This window comes from Chitinophaga sp. (genome assembly GCF_036569185.1).
Lineage (GTDB): Bacteria > Bacteroidota > Bacteroidia > Chitinophagales > Chitinophagaceae > Chitinophaga.
In genome coordinates, this window is the sequence record NZ_DATCRD010000017.1 from 1 (window position 1) to 16,721 (window position 16,721).

The window sequence follows — 16,721 nt, forward strand, 5'->3', positions numbered from 1 at the left end:
TATTAAACGCGCTGGGCGCTAAATCGGCCCCAAAGCTTACCTATGGCTTCCCTGGCTGGACCTGCATCAGCGTGAACAACGAAATTGCGCACGGCATTCCTTCTGCCAAAAAAATATTGCAGGAAGGCGATCTGGTGAACATTGATGTCTCTGCAGAACTGAATGGTTACTGGTCCGACAATGGCGGTTCATTTGTGCTCGGTGAAGACATTCATCAGCACCAGGCCCTGGTAGATGCTTCAAAGGCCATACTTCAAAAGGCTATCCGTTATATCAAAGGCGGTGTACGTGTGGCTGATGTAGGCAAGCTGATTGAAACAGAAGCCCGGAAATCAGGCTATACCGTTATCCGCAACCTGGCGGGGCATGGCGTTGGCAGAAGCCTGCATGAGGCGCCCGATGATATTCTTAACTGTTATGTACGTTTTAACCGTACCCGTTTTAAAAAGAATTCGGTTGTAGCCATAGAAACCTTTATCTCCACCGTTTCTTCTTTTGCCAATCAAAGTAATGACGGCTGGACCCTGGTGGGCAACAAGGGTGGCTTTGTAGCGCAGCATGAGCATACTATCGTGGTAACCGACCGGGAGCCGGTGATACTGACCGCTGCGAACGATATCTGGAACTGATCCTATTTAAGTTGTAGCGTTACCGCGCGGATATTTTTACGGTCGTCGGTATACGTGATATGCACCAAACCATCTGCGGTGGCGATGATGGCGGGGTAGCTGTACTCGCCGCCTGCCCGTTTCTCCAGCTGGTATACATCTTTCCATTGAAGGCCGTCCTTTGAAACGGCCAGCCGCAGCTCATTGCGGCCATCAGACCACCTGCTTCCTCCTTTTGTGGGATTGTAAACCAATGCCATGTTACCATCGGGCAATGTTACCGCATCAATGCCTGAATTGGGATTGGGCAGTTGCAGTGCGCTTACGCGTGTCCAGGTAGCGCCCATATCGTTGGACCAGCTGGTGGCAACTACCTTTTGCCGGCTGCGGAACAGCAGCTGGAGGCGGCCATTACGGTGCGTGAGCACAGTAGGTTGTATAACGCCGAAGGTATCGCAATCAATGGCTACTTTTTGCCATTGATGCCCGGTGCTGTCGCTGATCTCCATATGCGATACCCATTGATTGCCTTTCACACTTTCTGTACTGGAAGGATGCAGCAGCCGTCCGTCCGGCAACTGTATGCATTTATTTTTTATGGGGCCCAGCATGCCTTCAGGTAGTTTTTCGGGAGATGACCAACTGCGTCCGTCATCGCTGCTGTAGCGGGCCATGCCCCACCACTCCCGTGGATTAGGGCCCACTTTATAAAACAGGCAAAGCAAACCGGCCCTGGTACGGAACAGTACCGGGTTCCAGCAGGGATAACGAAGGGTATCGTTAATAATGCCATCCGCCAGTTTTATGGGCGCCTGCCATTTACCGGCAGTAAAACGCGACGACCAGATCTCTACATCTTCATTACCTTCTTCCTTCCCGCCAAACCATGCGCAAAGCAGGTCGCCGGAGCCTAACGCTGTAATCGTGGAGGCATGACTGGAAGGCGTAACCGGCGCCGGCATAATCAATTCATTACGTACCGGCACCGCCTTTGTTTGTGCCTTCGCCGGGAAATACAGGACTGCCGGTAATAACAGTGAAAGATAAAAACGCATAGATGAAGCGGTATGATTGAGCTGGTAAAATAAGGAATACAAGGGGATTATCATAAAGATTGGTAAATTTGCGGCCTTATGTCATTATACACAACAAAGGGAACCGTTACCATCACCTGTAACAAACGCCTCACGCCTTACCTGGAACAGGAAGTAAAAGAGCTGGGATTTACTGTAGAAGAAACATTCGTTACCGGTGTGCGGTTGCATGCATCGTTAAATGAGTGCATCCGTCTTAACCTGAACCTGCGTTGCGGCAGCCAGGTGTTATACAGCCTGAAACAATTTGAAGCCACTGATGGCGATGAAATATACCAGCAGCTGAAATCCTATCCCTGGGAAACCATCCTGCCGGATAATGGCTACTTCTCCATCACCAGCAATGTGCAGAATGAAACCATCAACAACAGCATGTTTGCCAACCTGCGCGTGAAAGATGCCGTGGTAGACCGTATGCGTGAGAAAACAGGAAAGCGCCCCTCCACGGGAGCGGAGCTTACCGGCGCAGTGATCCATCTCTTCTGGAAAAATGAACAGGCGGAAATATTTGTAGATACCACCGGCGATTCCCTCGCAAGACATGGCTACCGCAAAATACCGGGCCGCGCGCCCATGCTGGAAGCATTGGCGGCATCCACTATCCTGGCCACCCGCTGGGACCGGAAAGCGCCCTTCATAAATCCTATGTGCGGTTCCGGCACCGTTGCCATAGAAGCCGCACTGATAGCCACCAACAGCCGCCCCGGTCTTTTCCGGGATAACTACGCCTTTATGCACCTGCAGGGTTTCAATGAAAAGGTATACCTGGAAGAAAGAGGGCTGCTGGAAAAACAGATCGTGGAAGTACCGGAACTGCGCATCATTGCCACCGACCTCAGTGAAGCCGCCATCGTAAATGCGCGCAAAAATGCAAAGGCGGCCGGTGTGGCAGATATGATTGAATTCCGCGTATGCGATTTCGCCGCTACTGAAGTGCCCGAAGGAGAAGCCGGCATAGTGTATATGAACCCTGAATACGGGTTAAGGCTTGGTGAAATTGAAGCGCTGGAAGAAACTTATGGCCGCATCGGTGATTTTATGAAGCAGCAATGCCGTGGTTACTACGGGTATGTATTCACCGGCAACCTTGAACTGGCAAAGAAGATAGGGCTAAAAGCCAAACGCAGGATAGAATTTTACAACAGTACTATCGATTGCCGCCTGCTGGAATATGAACTGTATGCAGGTACCCGCGATGCACGTAAATTGCCGGCAGAGGATTGACGCCCTGCCGGTTCTTAATATTCCTTACTGTATTTATCCGGTGAGGCGCTGAACAGTGAATCCAGGTGTTTCCCAAACCCTGCATTATTCCCTTTCAGGTATTCATCAAAAAAGAGACTTGTAATGTTTCCGATCACCGCTGCCCTGCCTTTGTCGATATCTCCCAATGAGGGCTGTACCTTTTCCGCAATAAAGACCATGGAGGAAAAGTCTTCATGCCGGGCTCCCTTTATCTTCATAAAATAAGCAGGTGCAGCTTTACTATGCTTCATCAGGTCGAACACGGAATCCACTTTGGGCGGATGTTCACTGCTCAGGTAACAATAGGGCGCTGTCAGCCGCTCCGGTTTTACCCCGGGGCTCCGCATCATCTCATTGTATTGCGCATCCCATGCTGGTTCTGTGCCATAACGGTGTATTTCGGTGCCATCAAATGACAGCAGGCATTTAAACGGTTGCTGCATAGCCGCTTTCGTAATAGCGCTGCCTCCCATGCTCCAGCTGAGCAGACCAATGCGGGAAGTGTCTGCCAATGGGATCCGGGCCAGTTGTTGCCGTGTAAAAAGAATGTCTTTCACCTGTTCCTCCAGGTCCGGCGCTGCGCTCATATAGCCGGGATATAGCCCTACAGAGCTGAGAGCCGCTACTATATAACCCTGCTGCACCAGTTGATGAAACAATACTATGTTTTCCCAGCTGCTGCCATTCATCCCGGCAGCATAAATAATCACCGGATATTTTCGTTTACCCGTTGCCGGTAGTGATGCGGGATAAATGCCGGTATTATAATGAAACAGGCTGGAGGCGCTGTCCAGCCGGAACTCCTGCGCAATTGCATCTGCCAGGTATTTGCTTTCAAGATGGGCGCTGTCGCGCGGCAGCTGGTAGTTTAACCGCAGTGCCGACATGTCCATGATCTCTTCATAGCTCATAGGCACTTTACTGTTCACTTTCTCCGCTGGAAAGAAAAGATCAATTTTTACCGGACGGAAAGCAGTATCAAAGGAACGGGTGGTGTCATAGGTATTCATTGTGCAAAGACCGGTGTAGTAAACCTTTGGCGGTAGCGGCTTACAGGAGAACAGGCACAACAACAGCACAGGAACCAGGTAGTGTTTCATACGGCGGTAAATTGTTGAAGAAGTAAACTACAATTTATTGCTGCTTTGTTCCGGTCACCGGGTGTACTTTAACTTTTTATTGTTCCTGTTTCTTATCATGATGCATAAAAAAAACGCTGCTCAAACAGAGCAGCGTCAATAACCGGGGAGTATAACATCTTACATCACTTCACTCACATTAATTGGCCTGGAAAAACTTTCTTCCAGTGAAATAATTGTTTCGGTTCTTTCAATGCCTTTAATATGTTGCAGATCATCCTGGAGTATCTTGCGCAATTCGCCGCTGTCTTTACAGATGATCTCTGCGAACATGCTGTAAGAACCGGTGGTATAGTTCAATCGCACAATCTGCGGGATCTTTAATAACTGTTTGGCTACATTTTCATACAAAGAACTTTTCTCCAGGTAAATACCAATAAAAGCAAGTACATCATAACCAATGGCGCGCAGGTTCACCTGTAAACGCGTGCCTTTGATCACGCCCATTTCATGCAGCTTTTTGATGCGCACATGGATGGTACCGCCGGATACAAAAAGTTTCTTACCCAGCTCTGCATAGGAGATACTGGCATCGGTGGACATTTCTGAAATGATTTGCAGGTCTAATTTGTCAATATTTAATGGCTGACTCATTTTGGTGATGCGATTTAGAATATTTTCTAAAAATAGGTATTATTTTGAAATAATCGCAAAAATTCTCCTTGCGCCTCTACATTGCGGGGAAGCCTGGAGCAGTGATTCTCATTTTTTGATTAAATTAAAGGGGCAGTTTATAAAATAGCATCCATGAAAGAGGACGTCACGAGTAGAACCGCCCAGTATATGGCCTTATTCCGTGCGCTGGAAACGACCCGCTCCAGGGACCGGCGTTTGTTCACTGATAAATTCGCATCATGGTTCCTTGACAACAGGCTGAAACTGGGCGTATGGCTTTGCCGGATACCCGGGTGGCGGCCCTTCGCAGAATGGATCATCCGGAAAAAGATCCCCGGCGCATTGTCGTCCGGTATTGCCCGCACAAAATATATCGACGACCTGTTATTGCAGGCGGTTGACCAGGGAGCCCAGCAGGTGTATATTCTCGGCGCCGGTTTTGACACACGGGGACTACGGCTCCCGTTTCTCCGGCAGCTGAAAGTGGTGGAAATAGATCATCCCAATACAGCAGCATATAAACTGTCTAAACTACGCGCACATAAGCTGCCAGCTAAAGTATATTATTACCAGATAGATTTTAACCGGCAAAGCCTTGATCAGCTGGGCGCGCTGAATAACTTTGATTTTACCCTGCCTACCGCCATTATCTGGGAGGGCGTTACCAATTATCTTAACAAGGAAGCCATCGACAATACCTTTGCATTCCTTCAACGTTTTGAGCCCGGTTCCCGGGTCATTTTCACCTATGTGCACCAGGCGGTGCTGGATAACCCTTCTGCATTTTATGGCGGCGAAAAGCTGCTCCGGGATGTGGCCAACCTGGAAGAGCGGTGGACGTTTGGCTTTGAGCCCTCAGCACTGCCGGCATACCTGCGCCGTTACGATTTCCGGTTGCTGGAAGACCTTGGCGCCAGCGAATACCGGAAACACTATTTACCCGGCCGGTCTGAAAAAGGGTATGAGTTTTACCGGGTGGCCTGTGCAGAGCGCATAGGCGACTGACGCCCGGCTGATTTTTATGAAACCCGATATCAGGCGCATCAATAAACATTTCCGGAATACATCTTGTTGTTTTATTGCAGCCGGAAGGCGCATTAAAACAAATTTTATGAAAGCAATCATCAGATCCATGCTGGCGGGCATGTTGATATTAGCGGGTGCATGCGGTACCACCGTTCATATGACCGGGGCCTGGAAAGCGCCGGAAGCACCTGCGGAAGGTTATCACAATATATTGGTGGCCTCTCTTACCTCTAATGTGGCAGCGCAGCAGATGGTGGAAGCCCAGATGGCCGCTGCATTGCAGAAACGCGGTGTTACAGCAGGGAAAGGGCTGGACCTGTTTCCTCCCAAATTTAACCCGGTAAACGACCAGGATAAAAGCGCCGCTACGCAAAAGATCCTGGATGCAGGCTACACTGCGGTGTTAACCACTTCCCTGGTAAACAAGGAATCCCAGACCCGGTATGTACCCGGCAGCGTGTCTTATGCCCCGTACCCGCTATACGGCTGGTATGGCCGCTTCTGGGGTTATTATGGTTACATGTACGGGTCCGTATATTCGCCGGGATATTATACTACCGATAAAACGTATTTCCTGGAAAGCAACCTGTACGACCTGAAGCAGGATGGTAAACTGGTATGGTCCGGGCAGTCGGAAACCTATAACCCCAACAGCCTGGAATCATTTGCCAAAGCCTTTGCCACGCAGGTATCCGACGCGCTGCAAAACGGCGGCTTACTGAAAAAATGATCAGTGGCTGTTATCATAGTAGGTATTGTCCCGCTCAATTTTTCCGTCATGAATGGTGAGCACCGTGCAGATGGGCAGGCGCCATTTTTTGCCGTCAGGCCCTGTGGCAGAGGAAATAAACTCCACGGTTACATGGTTTTTGTCTGCGTAAACGCCCGTTACTTCATCCCTGATATCAGGAAATTGCTGCTGCAGTTCCCGGTATTTTTGAACGGTCTGTTCCCGTGTACGCAGCACTGGCTCCGGCCCAAAGGAAGGATCGAGGAAGGCGGCGGTGTCTTTATAACAGGCCGCCAGCTTTTTCCAGTCGTGCTGGTTAAAAGCATCAAACAGGTCTTTCACTACAAGGGTATTGGAATTAGCCAGGCTGATTTTACTACCTGGTTGCACACATCCTGCAAAAGGAAGCGCCAGTAACAGTATCAGGGAGATTTTCATACGTCAGGAGTTTGGGATATTACAAATTACGAAGAAGTGAGGGAAAATGAATTTATAATTTAAATTTGCTGATTGAATTATAAATCAGGTTTTATGGAGATGTCACAGCCCGACCCGGAATTATTAAAACAACTGGTGGTAATGAAAATGCCTTTCGGAAAGTATAAGGATGTAGTGCTTTGCGACCTGCCGGTGAGCTACCTGGAATGGTTCCAGCGGAAAGGATTCCCGAAGGGAAAACTTGGAATGTTGCTGGAAACAATGCTGGTAATTAAAATGAATGGCCTTGCCCAATTGCTGGATCCCCTGAGAAAGAAGTCATAAAAAAGCGGTTGTTTCCCGATGGAGACAACCGCCTGAATAAATTATCCTGTGATGATCAGAACCAGGTGGTGTTCTTTTCTTCTTCTTCCACATTATTCTTTCCTGCTTCGGCCTCTACTGCGGCGGATACCCTGATCTCTTCCGCCACCGGGCTATGACTCAGTTCCGCTTTTGATACCGGCTGCACATTTTTCCGGATAGCGCCTTCCACTACTGCACCTTCTTCAATTTCCAGCACCATAGCATTTACATCGCCTTTTACCAGGGCTTTATTGCTGATATGGGCTTTGTTGGTGATGTACACATCGCCATACACTTTTCCGTGTACTACCAGGTCGGCAGCATATATATGCCCCCGGATGCTTGCTGTTTCACTCACTACCAGCTTGCCGCTGGTTTTTACATCGCCTCTTACATTCCCGTCGATCCGACCGGATACAGATGCGTCTATACTACCGTTCACGGAAACTGTTTCAGGAATGCGGAAGGCTCCGGGAACAATTATATTTCGGAAAATATGTCTGACATTGATCACAAGTACAAATTATAGGGTGACGGGATTAGGTGTAGCAGCAGGGGTGTGCTGGTCTTCAAAAGTAGACACAATAGAACTGGAGTTACCCAGGTCAAGCCCCACGCTTCTCTGAGGTTTATTATCTGAAATTCTCAATGAATTATAAAGATAACCGATACTCATGAGTTTTTCAGGTTCAGGAGCAACTTCTACCGGGATAAAATCACGGAATTCTTCTACAAAAGCATCTGTCAGTTCACGGTAATGAGCGCCGCCGCCCATCAGGTATATCTTTTCGCAGGTTTCAAAGTCGAGGTCGGTAAAGTAACTGCGCATCAGGGGCGATACCACTTCCCTGTAATACTGGGTAAGCACGCCTTTGCGCATATCGCGGAGATCAATGCGTTTACGGTTGGTGAAGATAGATCCTTTCATGAAAGCATCATCTACCTGGTGCTCATTCTTCATCTCCAGGTAATGCTTCTGGTTCAGCTCACGGGTGAGGTTATTAATGGCATAACGGATACCGTGGGAGCTGAAGCAGGTACGGTGCACCAGTCCATCGCCGGTGGCCATACCGCCTTCTATGGTACCAAATCCAAAACTAACAGCAATGAAGTTGTCCAGCTGCGGCTCATTGATACTTTTCTTCAGCCCTATAATGCCACCCACAATTTCAGGGATCACTTCATACTTCTCAATATCAAACATGGCTTTCTTAAAGGAGCCTTTCGTATTATAGGTTTGTGTATCGTAATCGATCAGGAAATGACGTTTACTTAAAAACTGCTCCGCAGCATTTTTGTAGATATTATACGTAGAGAATGGAAAGCCAACGGTAAGGGCAATGGGTTGTTGTACTTTATCAATCGTGTTCAGCAAAGCAGCTTTAAACAGTATTTCGTAATCTTCTTCCGTAGGCGATGCATTGGTAACCCTGCCCGGGTTGATGCCGCCTCTTTTGGCCAGGTTGCCTACCAGGTACCAGGCATCATCCTTTTTAATTTTTAGTCCGTTGAGAAGATCCTTACTTGAGTTTTCTGTGTTTCCGAATGCGGTTTCAAAAACGCTTGGGAAGCTGGTTGTTGATACTTTCATAGTGCTTTGTTATAATAACGAATGTAGCCGTGACTCTCCGCATGGGAGGGTTTTCATCGGGATTGAAATAGTGGTTAAAGATATAAAATATTAGAATAAGGGGATGACAACCAGTGAATTTATACTAAATTTAATACAGCCGGGTTACATTTCAAAATGTATAACTCCCGCAGGCGTACCGGTGCGCTGATAATAAACAACCCCGCTTTACCGTTTAAAAGATGTCCCGCCCTTTGCCTGTATTCATCCTTATTTCATTTGTATGAAGTACTTTGTACTGGCAGCCGGTATTTTTTTATGGGCCTGTCATTCTTCGCAGAAGGTATACCAGGCGCCTGCAGTAGGGGCAGAGGCCCAGTTCGACCGCGGCCTCCGGCCGGAGAAGCACCCCAAATATCTCTTTGATAAAAAAACAATGAAAGATATGCAAAAGCAGGGCACGGTAGCCTCGTACTCCTCCAAACGCCACAATACCGCACCTACTATTCCTTTGCCGGGGAAGGGCGTCAACGGGAAAGACAGTACGAATACCGCGGCCGACAGCCTGCATATCCCGGCATCTGATAGTTTGCGGATCCCTGTAGATTCTGTTAAAACGCCGGCAGATACCGCTCATATTCCTTAACCCTCGTTCCTGTGATGCCGTTTCCGGGTAATTCCCTACTTTTGAAGCCACTGCTTTTATTCAGCTTATGAGGAAATACTGTATTTTATGGTTGCTGCTGACAGCGATTCAGCAAGCCACCGCTCAAACCCCTTTGTATATGCCGCTGACCATTAAAAAGGCATATGATAATCAAACCCGCAGCTACAGCGGCGCACCGGGCGCAAAATACTGGCAGAACAAGGCCGGGTACGATATCAGGGTAACCTTTGACCCGGCTACCAACGGGGTAAGCGGCTCGGAACAGATCCATTATACGAATAACAGTCCTGATACCTTAAAGGCGGTTAACTTTAAACTGTTCCCCAACCTTTTCCAGAAAGGCGCCATCAGGAATATGGCGGTTTCCCCGGAAGACCTTACCAATGGCGTGGTAATAAAGAACCTGAAAGTAAACGGCGAGGCCAGGCCCTTACAGGGTACCATCCGGGGCACCAATATGCCACTGTATATCCCTGACCTTTACCCGGGACAATCGGTACAATTTGAGCTCGACTTCTCCTACACCCTCAATGAAAACACGCATATCAGAACCGGCTCGGTAGATTCCGGCGCCTATTTCATCGCATACTTCTTTCCCCGCATTGCCGTATACGACGATATTAACGGGTGGGACCAGATCCCTTACACCGGTACCCAGGAATTCTATAACGACTTCAGCGATTTTCGCGTAGCCATTACAGTGCCAGGCAACTTCCAGGTATGGGCTACCGGCGATCTGAAAAATACCGCCGCCATTTATAACGATAAATACGTACAGCGCATCGCTGCGGCTGAAAAGAGCAACGATGTGATAGCGGTGATAGATAGCAATGATATAAGGGAAGGTAACATCACCCGCAGCCGCAGCGCCAATACCTGGCAATATGAAGCGGACCACGTCACTGATTTTGCATTCGCCATCAGCAACCATTACTGCTGGAATGCCACCAGCGTTGAGGTAGACGCCAATACAAAACGGCGTACCCGCGTAGACGTTGCCTTTAACCCGGCCCATGCCGATTTCTTTGATGTAATACATTATGCCCGTGCTACCGTTGATAAGATAAGCCATCATTTCCCTAAGTGGCCCTTCCCATACCCGCATGAAACGGTGTTCGACGGGCTCGACCAGATGGAATATCCTATGATGGTGAACGATAACCCGCTGGCGGATAAAGCGCAGACCATAGAGCTTACCGACCATGAGATATTCCATACGCTGTTCCCCTTTTACATGGGCACCAATGAAACGCAGTATGCCTGGATGGATGAAGGCTGGGCTACTATAGGAGAGTGGATCATATCGCCGCTTATCGACAGCTCCATTGTGGATGATTACGGCATGGCGCCTTACAACTATATTGCCGGCAGGCAGGCGGACCTGCCCATTATGACGCCTTCCAACCAGATTACAGACGCCTATGTCACCAATTCCTATCCCAAGCCAGCACTGGGTTATCTGTATGTAAAAGACATGCTGGGCGATAGCCTTTTCCTGAAAGCATTGCACTATTATATGTTGCAATGGAATGGCAAACATCCGCAACCATACGATTTCTTTTATTGCATGAACACCGGCGCCGGCAGGAATATGGACTGGTTCTGGAAAAGCTGGTTCTTCGATAATGGATTCCCCGATCTGGGCATCACCCGCGTAACGCAGAAAGATAAACAAGGCGCCGTTGAAATTACGGCTGTTGGCAACAAGCCGGTGCCCATAGATATTACGGTGTTTTTTGACGATAACAGCACTCTCCGGCTACACCGTAGCATCGCTGTATGGGAAAAGGGTAACAAAACTGTATCGCTCCGGTTTCCATCTCCCAAAAAAATAAAAAAAGTAACATTGGGCAGCACCTGGGTGGCCGATATCAACAAGCGGGATAATGTGTATGAGGTAAAGTAACGCTTACAGTTGATCGTAATACAGGTAATATACTTTCTGGAAGCTGCCGCCCACAATACCAAGACCGCCCTGTGTATTGCTTTTTAGCTGGATGGCCTGGATAAGGCTGTTCAGCCCGGGATTGCGCTTTACCTTTTCGTAGGTGAGCAGGAAATCATAATATTCTTTTGAGACAGATTTTATATATACCAGCACTCTTCCCACAGGGGCAATGGCTTCAGCGGGATTAGAGCTGAGCGCAGTGGCATTGATATAAAAATTAGTAGTAAGCGGTTTGCCGGACTGGGTAAACAGGATACTGTTATAGTTTTCATTCAGTCCGCCTATCTGGTTATTGTCTGCATTCTCATCCTGTGTATAGCAGGGGATACGCAGGTAATCGTTGAGGAAGCTGCTGTCTTTTTTAGGATTGCATCCTGGCAGGTCTTTCACTTTCTGGTACAGGGAATCATGTTCGCTTTTCCGGTAACGGACACCCCTGTACGAAAAAGTAGTATCGGTGATAACGCTTTGCTTCAGGGCTTCCATTACCACGTATTGTTTTACACCTTGAATTGGGTTCACCGTAAGATGAAAGCGCAGTACGGGCCGCCCGTTGAGCAGCGTGCGCACGGTATCCAGCAGGTCCACTTTAAAAGGCGGAGGGATGGAAGCCATAGCGGTAACGGTTTTCAGACCGGGCACTATTACCTGTACTTTATAGTTTTTGCCGGCATCCAGTTTTGTTTTTCCGCGGTATACGCTCATGGCATTACTGGAGTCCTTGTCGTACGTAAGCGTTTCCAGCAATTGTCCGCCTTTATCCATCAGCTGCACATCTGCATCTTCCACCAGCTCAAAACCCGTGTTAATACCGGGGCCCACCGGTTTACTTTTGCCTACCCTTACTTCCGGGAAGCTGTTAGCCACCAGTTCGCTGTATACTACTTCCCTGGGAACGGCTTTGTTAGGCGGAAGCGGCAATTCCTGTTCACAGCCTGCCAGGAGCAGGATCGCTAAAACCGGTATGAATATAAAAAGGTGCTTCATGATTTAAAATTTGAAAGTGTAGGTCAGGTATGGTAATGTTCTGAACAAACTGTACTGGTATAACTGCAACGGGTATACGCCGGAATAATCAAAATACGAAAACTGGTCGAAGCTCACGATAAAGGGATTGGTCCGGTTATAAATGTTGTATGCACCTGCAGTGATCACGTGGTGGAAACGTTTGTCATTACCCAGGTTCAGCGTGGCGCCAAGATCCAGGTGATGTACGGGATGCAGGCGGTAGTTGTTTAGCCGGGCAATATAGGGCAGGTAATTCACCTGGAAAGTAGAGAACGGCGAGTAGCGTTCATCCAGGTATCCTTTGATGTTACGGCCCCAGTCGAAGTCGGGGAATATTTGTATCGGCAGCGTGAAAGGCGCGCCGGAGGCGAACTTCCAGGAGGCCGATAAGCTCCATTTAGGATTGAACCGGTATTTAAGCGCCAGGGAAAGATTATGGCGGCGGTCTTCCTTATAAGGGAACATTTTACCAGCGTTGAGGCGGTCGAACTGCCGCCATGCCCACGATAAAGTATAGGAAAAAATACCGGTCAGCTTACCTTGTGTTTTTTCCAGCAGCAGTTCGCTGCCGTAGTTATAGCCGTTGCCCGCAATCACTTTTTTCTCCCAGAGATCAGAGTTATCAAAGATATTCAGCACCGTATTGGTGGTCACAATATTTTTCAGTTGTTTGTAATAGAGGTTCACATTAAAGCGCCAGTGATTGTTCCATTGCCGTTGGTAGGCAAGGCTGTAGGCATAAGCATGTTCAGGTTTTATATTCTCGGTGCTGGGCACCCAAAGGTCTGTAGGCAGGTTGATCACCGGTGTGGTGAGCTGGTGCACGAATTGGGTCATTTCAGCAAAGGAGGCCTGCAGGTATTGCGAATGGGGAAGTTTCCAGCGCAGCATCAAACGGGGCTGCAGGCTCGCATAAAACGAGGAGCTTTGCGCCAGTGCCCCGAAATGCAGTCCTGGCCTTACTATGAGCCGGTCGTTCAGCAGGCTGAGCTCATCTTCTGCATAAGCGGAGATCTCAGACATATAATAGATAGGCGCTTTTCTTTGTGTGGCTTCTCCCGCGGAGATGTTGTTGTGGTAAGCGGTGGGAGCGAAATTATGATAGGTATACCCGCCTCCGAAGGAGATGTGATGCGTGTTGTTCACCGCGTACTCTGTTTCATTCCTGACGGCGATATCCCTGATCCGGGAAACGCCTTTTCCTTTTACAAACAGCGAGTCGTAGAAGGAGAGGGGAATAATGGAGTTTTGTGTAAAAAGATTATAGAAACGGCTGTAGGTAGCGGTGGTACTGGAAAATATTTTAGGGTTCACCACCCGCGTCCATTTCAGGGCGGCGGTAATATTGCTCCAGTCGAAATTATAATCGTCGAACAGCTGTATGACCGGGTTCTCGCTCCTGATAAACATCTTATCCTGTCCTTTGTAGAAGCTGACATAGATCCTGTTCTGCTTATCAATTACCTGGTTGAGCTTAAAGTTTACATCATAAAGATAGTACCTGCCATAGTCTTTCAGGTAGGCCTTTCCATAAAGGGCATCCACCAGCGATCTTCTTACGGATAAAGAAGCGGAACTGCGGTCTTTTACGATGGGGCCTTCCAGCAGGAAGCTGCCCGAAACGGGGCTGAGGGTGGCGCTGCCATGCCACTCTTTCATGTTCCCGTCTTTCGTACGGATATCCACTACCGATGAAAGACGGCCGCCATAGCGGGCGGGAAAAGCGTCTTTATACAGCGATACATCTTTAACCGCATCGCCGTTGAAGATGGAGAAGAGGCCAAACAGGTGACCGGTATGATAAAGCGGAACCCCATCAAGCAGATAAAGGTTCTGATCGGCCCCGCCGCCTCTTATCAGCAGGTTACTGCTGCTTTCCAGGGAACTGCCTGTTCCGGGGTACAGCTGCAGTGATTTCAGTACATCTTTTTCCCCCAGCAGGGCAGGGAAGTTGGATACATATCCAACAGGCATATTAACGTACCCGGGTTGAGAGGCAACGGATTCTTTTTCACCGTTCACTATCACGGTTTGCAACATGTTACGGGCTTCCATATGGATGTCCATCTGCCCGTCGTCGGGTGGGGGCAGATGCTGGTATACGGGTTTGTAACCGATATGGGAAAACACAACGCCCTGGCAGGTATCCGGCACCTGCAGGGTATAGAAGCCGTAGGCGTTGGTTTCGGTTCCCTTACGGGTGATAGGATCGTATATGGATGCGCCGATGATCAGCTCATTGCTGTTTACTTCTTTTACAAATCCGCTGATGGTATAATACTGCACCTGTGAAGTTTCCCTGAGCAGGAATATTTTCCCGTTAAGGGCGGCGGCCTGTATGCCGGTTCCCTGGAGGATGGCATTCAGTACGGCGCCGGTGGTTTTTTCTGTTCCGCTGAGCTGTACTTTTTTATTCAGGTGCAAAAAACTGGAGCTGTAGGAAACATTGATACCGGTTACCTTTTGCAGGTCCTGTATATAGTGAAGGATGGTTCCCTGCCGGGTGGCCGGTGTATAGCTGACATGCAGAAGATCACTCCCGTTTTCCTGCGCCCGCAGGTATTGGAACGGGAACAGGAACAACAGCAGAATACTGTAAATAAAAAAATGAGGTTTTATTGGTCTACTGACTGATGACGATGGAGTCGCCGGTCTGTTGATAGTGGAAACCAAGCAATAGTTGTAATTCATGCAAAACATCATCGCAGGACTGATTCCGGAACGTGATCGTAGCTTTTTGCTGCGATGCGGTTTCCCGATATTTTTCATCAACCCTGATATCTTTTGCGTAAAAGTCGGCTAATTGTGGCAATATTTCAAGAAGTGTCTGGTCATTAAATTGCAAAATGCCTGTTTTCCAGGCGATGAAGTTGAGGTTATGGTTACTTTTGGCGGATAAGAGCCCATTGCCCCATACGCCCCGCTGGCCGCTATTCAGGATAACAGCGGTGGTATCGCCTTCCACGCCCAGTTTTACGCTGCCGGAAGCAACGGTAACGGCGGTACTGTCTTTTCCCGTTTGCACGGTAAAGGAGGTCCCCAACACTTCAACAATAGATTGGTTGGGCGTTTTCACGAGGAAAGGATGCCCCGGATCACTGGCTATTTCAAAGAAGGCTTCCCCTTCCAGTTCCACGATACGCTGGTTATGATGATAGCCGTTGATATACCTGATAGTAGCGCCCTGGCGGAGGGTCACCATTGATTTATCGGGTAGTTCCAGGCTTTTTATTTTACCGTCGTTGGCGGCCAGTTCATGTTTTTTAAGGGAGGAACGTGTTTCCAGCCACCATGCGCCCGCAGTGAGCAATACCAGGATAGCCGCTGCTGCAGCGTATCTGGCGTACAGTGTTTTTACGCGTGAAGTGGATGGTTGAATGGCCTGGCTGTTTTTTTCCCAGGCGGCTGCCGTATTGTATTGCCTTTGGGGCATAGGGGCAGCGTGGCTGTCGCGCCACAACTTTGCCAGTATCTCGTATTCCGCCCTGTTCCCAGGATCGGCTTCCAGCCATTGTTGCAGGGCAGCTGTTTCAGCTTCCGTACATTGACCAGAAAGATTTTTGGCAATCAGTTCATACAGGTAGGTATCAAATGGCTCCATAATACAGTGTGCTCTACTTAAATAACGCTCATAAATATAAGAACCCTCTATAAGGGTATAAATAATTTTAGCAAAAACAGGATACTTACCGGTAGCCCGTATTGTTGCAGATACTTCCGTAACAGCTTCAGGGCCCGTCCCATGTAGTTCTCCACGGTTTTGGCGGAAAGTCCCAGTTTTGCGGCTGCCTGCTGGTGTGTCATACCCTGCAGCCGGCAGCAGGTAAATACCTCCCGGCATTGCGGGGGCAGGTTGGCGATGGCCTCATACAGCAGCTGCTCATAGTGAGGCTTTGCATTTTCGACCTCTTTTTCCCCCGGATCCTCCGACACTTCTGCCAGCCATTCAAAGCCTTTGTTCCCTGCTTCTTCTGTGCTTTGCTTGCGCAATACAGAAATAGAATTATTGCGGACAGCGCGGAAAAGGTAAGCTTTTATATTGGGTATGCCTATCAGCTGCCGGTGTTTCTCCCAAAGCTTTATAAACGTTTCCTGTACCACGTCTTCCGCTGTTGCATCGTCTTTCAGGAAACTATAGGCATAGTTACATAAATCGTTGTACTGCGAGTGAAATAACTCTTTATATGCCTGGTAAGAAGGTGATGTAATCATTTAACCTTCAGGAAGTTTTAGTATATGAAATGATCGTTGCGAAAGTAACTATCTTTTTGAAACAAAAAACAGTTTA

17 protein-coding genes are annotated in these 16,721 nt (G+C 48.5%); 7 read left to right on the plus strand and 10 right to left on the minus strand.

The features are described from left to right. On the plus strand, positions 1–629 hold a 629-nt coding region (gene map / locus VIM72_RS01095), incomplete at its 5' end, for a type I methionyl aminopeptidase (RefSeq protein ID WP_332001024.1). Positions 630–631: 2 nt separating this feature from the next. On the opposite strand, the gene VIM72_RS01100 is transcribed toward map, so the two are convergent. Beyond that, positions 632–1,717: a sialidase family protein gene (locus tag VIM72_RS01100; RefSeq protein ID WP_332001025.1), complete on the minus strand. Its 1,086-nt coding sequence runs from the start codon at positions 1,715–1,717 to the stop codon at positions 632–634. Between the two features lie 24 nt (positions 1,718–1,741). On the opposite strand from VIM72_RS01100, the gene VIM72_RS01105 reads away from it, so the two are divergent. Continuing rightward, positions 1,742–2,926, plus strand: a complete 1,185-nt coding sequence (locus VIM72_RS01105; protein ID WP_332001026.1) for a THUMP domain-containing class I SAM-dependent RNA methyltransferase — start codon at positions 1,742–1,744, stop codon at positions 2,924–2,926. A 14-nt stretch (positions 2,927–2,940) separates the two neighbouring features. On the opposite strand, the gene VIM72_RS01110 is transcribed toward VIM72_RS01105, so the two are convergent. Both VIM72_RS01110 and VIM72_RS01115 read right to left on the minus strand, forming a co-directional pair. Next, a complete protein-coding gene (locus tag VIM72_RS01110; protein WP_332001027.1) occupies positions 2,941–4,047 on the minus strand; it encodes a hypothetical protein in 1,107 nt (368 codons plus the stop codon). 159 nt (positions 4,048–4,206) lie between these two features. Then, positions 4,207–4,680, minus strand: a complete 474-nt coding sequence (locus VIM72_RS01115; RefSeq protein ID WP_332001028.1) for an Lrp/AsnC ligand binding domain-containing protein — start codon at positions 4,678–4,680, stop codon at positions 4,207–4,209. A gap of 153 nt (positions 4,681–4,833) precedes the next feature. Between VIM72_RS01115 and VIM72_RS01120 the strand changes: the two genes are divergently transcribed. Both VIM72_RS01120 and VIM72_RS01125 read left to right on the plus strand, forming a co-directional pair. Further along, entirely contained in the window at positions 4,834–5,706 is an 873-nt protein-coding gene (locus tag VIM72_RS01120) for an SAM-dependent methyltransferase (protein ID WP_332001029.1), read from the plus strand. A gap of 106 nt (positions 5,707–5,812) precedes the next feature. Beyond that, the gene (locus VIM72_RS01125; protein ID WP_332001030.1) at positions 5,813–6,457 is read left to right on the plus strand and encodes a hypothetical protein; all 645 of its coding nucleotides are present in this window, start codon (positions 5,813–5,815) and stop codon (positions 6,455–6,457) included. Here VIM72_RS01125 and VIM72_RS01130 read toward each other — a convergent pair whose 3' ends face one another. After that, on the minus strand, positions 6,458–6,895 hold the full coding sequence (locus VIM72_RS01130) for a nuclear transport factor 2 family protein (protein ID WP_332001031.1): 438 nt from the start codon (positions 6,893–6,895) through the stop codon (positions 6,458–6,460). A 93-nt stretch (positions 6,896–6,988) separates the two neighbouring features. On the opposite strand from VIM72_RS01130, the gene VIM72_RS01135 reads away from it, so the two are divergent. Next, entirely contained in the window at positions 6,989–7,219 is a 231-nt protein-coding gene (locus VIM72_RS01135; RefSeq protein ID WP_332001032.1) for a DUF3820 family protein, read from the plus strand. A 55-nt stretch (positions 7,220–7,274) separates the two neighbouring features. On the opposite strand, the gene VIM72_RS01140 is transcribed toward VIM72_RS01135, so the two are convergent. Together VIM72_RS01140 and VIM72_RS01145 are read right to left on the minus strand one after the other, a co-directional pair. Further along, positions 7,275–7,754 carry a polymer-forming cytoskeletal protein gene (locus VIM72_RS01140; RefSeq protein WP_332001033.1) on the minus strand — a complete coding sequence of 160 codons (480 nt, stop codon included), beginning with the start codon at positions 7,752–7,754 and terminating at the stop codon, positions 7,275–7,277. A 9-nt stretch (positions 7,755–7,763) separates the two neighbouring features. After that, positions 7,764–8,831, minus strand: a complete 1,068-nt coding sequence (locus tag VIM72_RS01145; RefSeq protein WP_332001034.1) for a ParM/StbA family protein — start codon at positions 8,829–8,831, stop codon at positions 7,764–7,766. A 262-nt stretch (positions 8,832–9,093) separates the two neighbouring features. On the opposite strand from VIM72_RS01145, the gene VIM72_RS01150 reads away from it, so the two are divergent. Together VIM72_RS01150 and VIM72_RS01155 are read left to right on the plus strand one after the other, a co-directional pair. Further along, entirely contained in the window at positions 9,094–9,456 is a 363-nt protein-coding gene (locus VIM72_RS01150) for a hypothetical protein (RefSeq protein ID WP_332001035.1), read from the plus strand. Positions 9,457–9,595: 139 nt separating this feature from the next. Further along, positions 9,596–11,383, plus strand: coding sequence for a M1 family metallopeptidase (locus tag VIM72_RS01155; protein WP_332001036.1), 1,788 nt, complete (start codon positions 9,596–9,598; stop codon positions 11,381–11,383). 3 nt (positions 11,384–11,386) lie between these two features. On the opposite strand, the gene VIM72_RS01160 is transcribed toward VIM72_RS01155, so the two are convergent. Genes VIM72_RS01160 through VIM72_RS01175 form a run of 4 tightly spaced genes read right to left on the minus strand, consistent with a single transcriptional unit; the run spans position 11,387 to position 16,645 of the window. Further along, entirely contained in the window at positions 11,387–12,412 is a 1,026-nt protein-coding gene (locus VIM72_RS01160) for a DUF4249 family protein (RefSeq protein ID WP_332001037.1), read from the minus strand. 3 nt (positions 12,413–12,415) lie between these two features. Beyond that, positions 12,416–15,016, minus strand: a complete 2,601-nt coding sequence (locus VIM72_RS01165) for a TonB-dependent receptor (protein ID WP_332001038.1) — start codon at positions 15,014–15,016, stop codon at positions 12,416–12,418. A gap of 40 nt (positions 15,017–15,056) precedes the next feature. Next, positions 15,057–16,034, minus strand: coding sequence for a FecR domain-containing protein (locus tag VIM72_RS01170; protein ID WP_332001039.1), 978 nt, complete (start codon positions 16,032–16,034; stop codon positions 15,057–15,059). 47 nt (positions 16,035–16,081) lie between these two features. Further along, positions 16,082–16,645 (minus strand): RNA polymerase sigma-70 factor, encoded by a 564-nt coding sequence (locus VIM72_RS01175; RefSeq protein WP_332001040.1) that lies wholly within the window; start codon positions 16,643–16,645, stop codon positions 16,082–16,084. Positions 16,646–16,721: the final 76 nt, after the last annotated feature.

Coding starts and splice junctions, on each gene's coding strand:
- VIM72_RS01160 (WP_332001037.1), bottom strand. CDS start 12,412: ATGAAGCACCTTTTTATATTCATACCGGTTTTAGCGATCCTGCTCCTG.
- VIM72_RS01170 (WP_332001039.1), bottom strand. CDS start 16,034: ATGGAGCCATTTGATACCTACCTGTATGAACTGATTGCCAAAAATCTT.
- VIM72_RS01105 (WP_332001026.1), top strand. CDS start 1,742: ATGTCATTATACACAACAAAGGGAACCGTTACCATCACCTGTAACAAA.
- VIM72_RS01135 (WP_332001032.1), top strand. CDS start 6,989: ATGGAGATGTCACAGCCCGACCCGGAATTATTAAAACAACTGGTGGTA.
- VIM72_RS01145 (WP_332001034.1), bottom strand. CDS start 8,831: ATGAAAGTATCAACAACCAGCTTCCCAAGCGTTTTTGAAACCGCATTC.
- VIM72_RS01150 (WP_332001035.1), top strand. CDS start 9,094: ATGAAGTACTTTGTACTGGCAGCCGGTATTTTTTTATGGGCCTGTCAT.
- VIM72_RS01100 (WP_332001025.1), bottom strand. CDS start 1,717: ATGATAATCCCCTTGTATTCCTTATTTTACCAGCTCAATCATACCGCT.
- VIM72_RS01120 (WP_332001029.1), top strand. CDS start 4,834: ATGAAAGAGGACGTCACGAGTAGAACCGCCCAGTATATGGCCTTATTC.
- VIM72_RS01115 (WP_332001028.1), bottom strand. CDS start 4,680: ATGAGTCAGCCATTAAATATTGACAAATTAGACCTGCAAATCATTTCA.
- VIM72_RS01175 (WP_332001040.1), bottom strand. CDS start 16,645: ATGATTACATCACCTTCTTACCAGGCATATAAAGAGTTATTTCACTCG.
- VIM72_RS01155 (WP_332001036.1), top strand. CDS start 9,596: ATGCCGCTGACCATTAAAAAGGCATATGATAATCAAACCCGCAGCTAC.
- VIM72_RS01125 (WP_332001030.1), top strand. CDS start 5,813: ATGAAAGCAATCATCAGATCCATGCTGGCGGGCATGTTGATATTAGCG.
- VIM72_RS01130 (WP_332001031.1), bottom strand. CDS start 6,895: ATGAAAATCTCCCTGATACTGTTACTGGCGCTTCCTTTTGCAGGATGT.
- VIM72_RS01110 (WP_332001027.1), bottom strand. CDS start 4,047: ATGAAACACTACCTGGTTCCTGTGCTGTTGTTGTGCCTGTTCTCCTGT.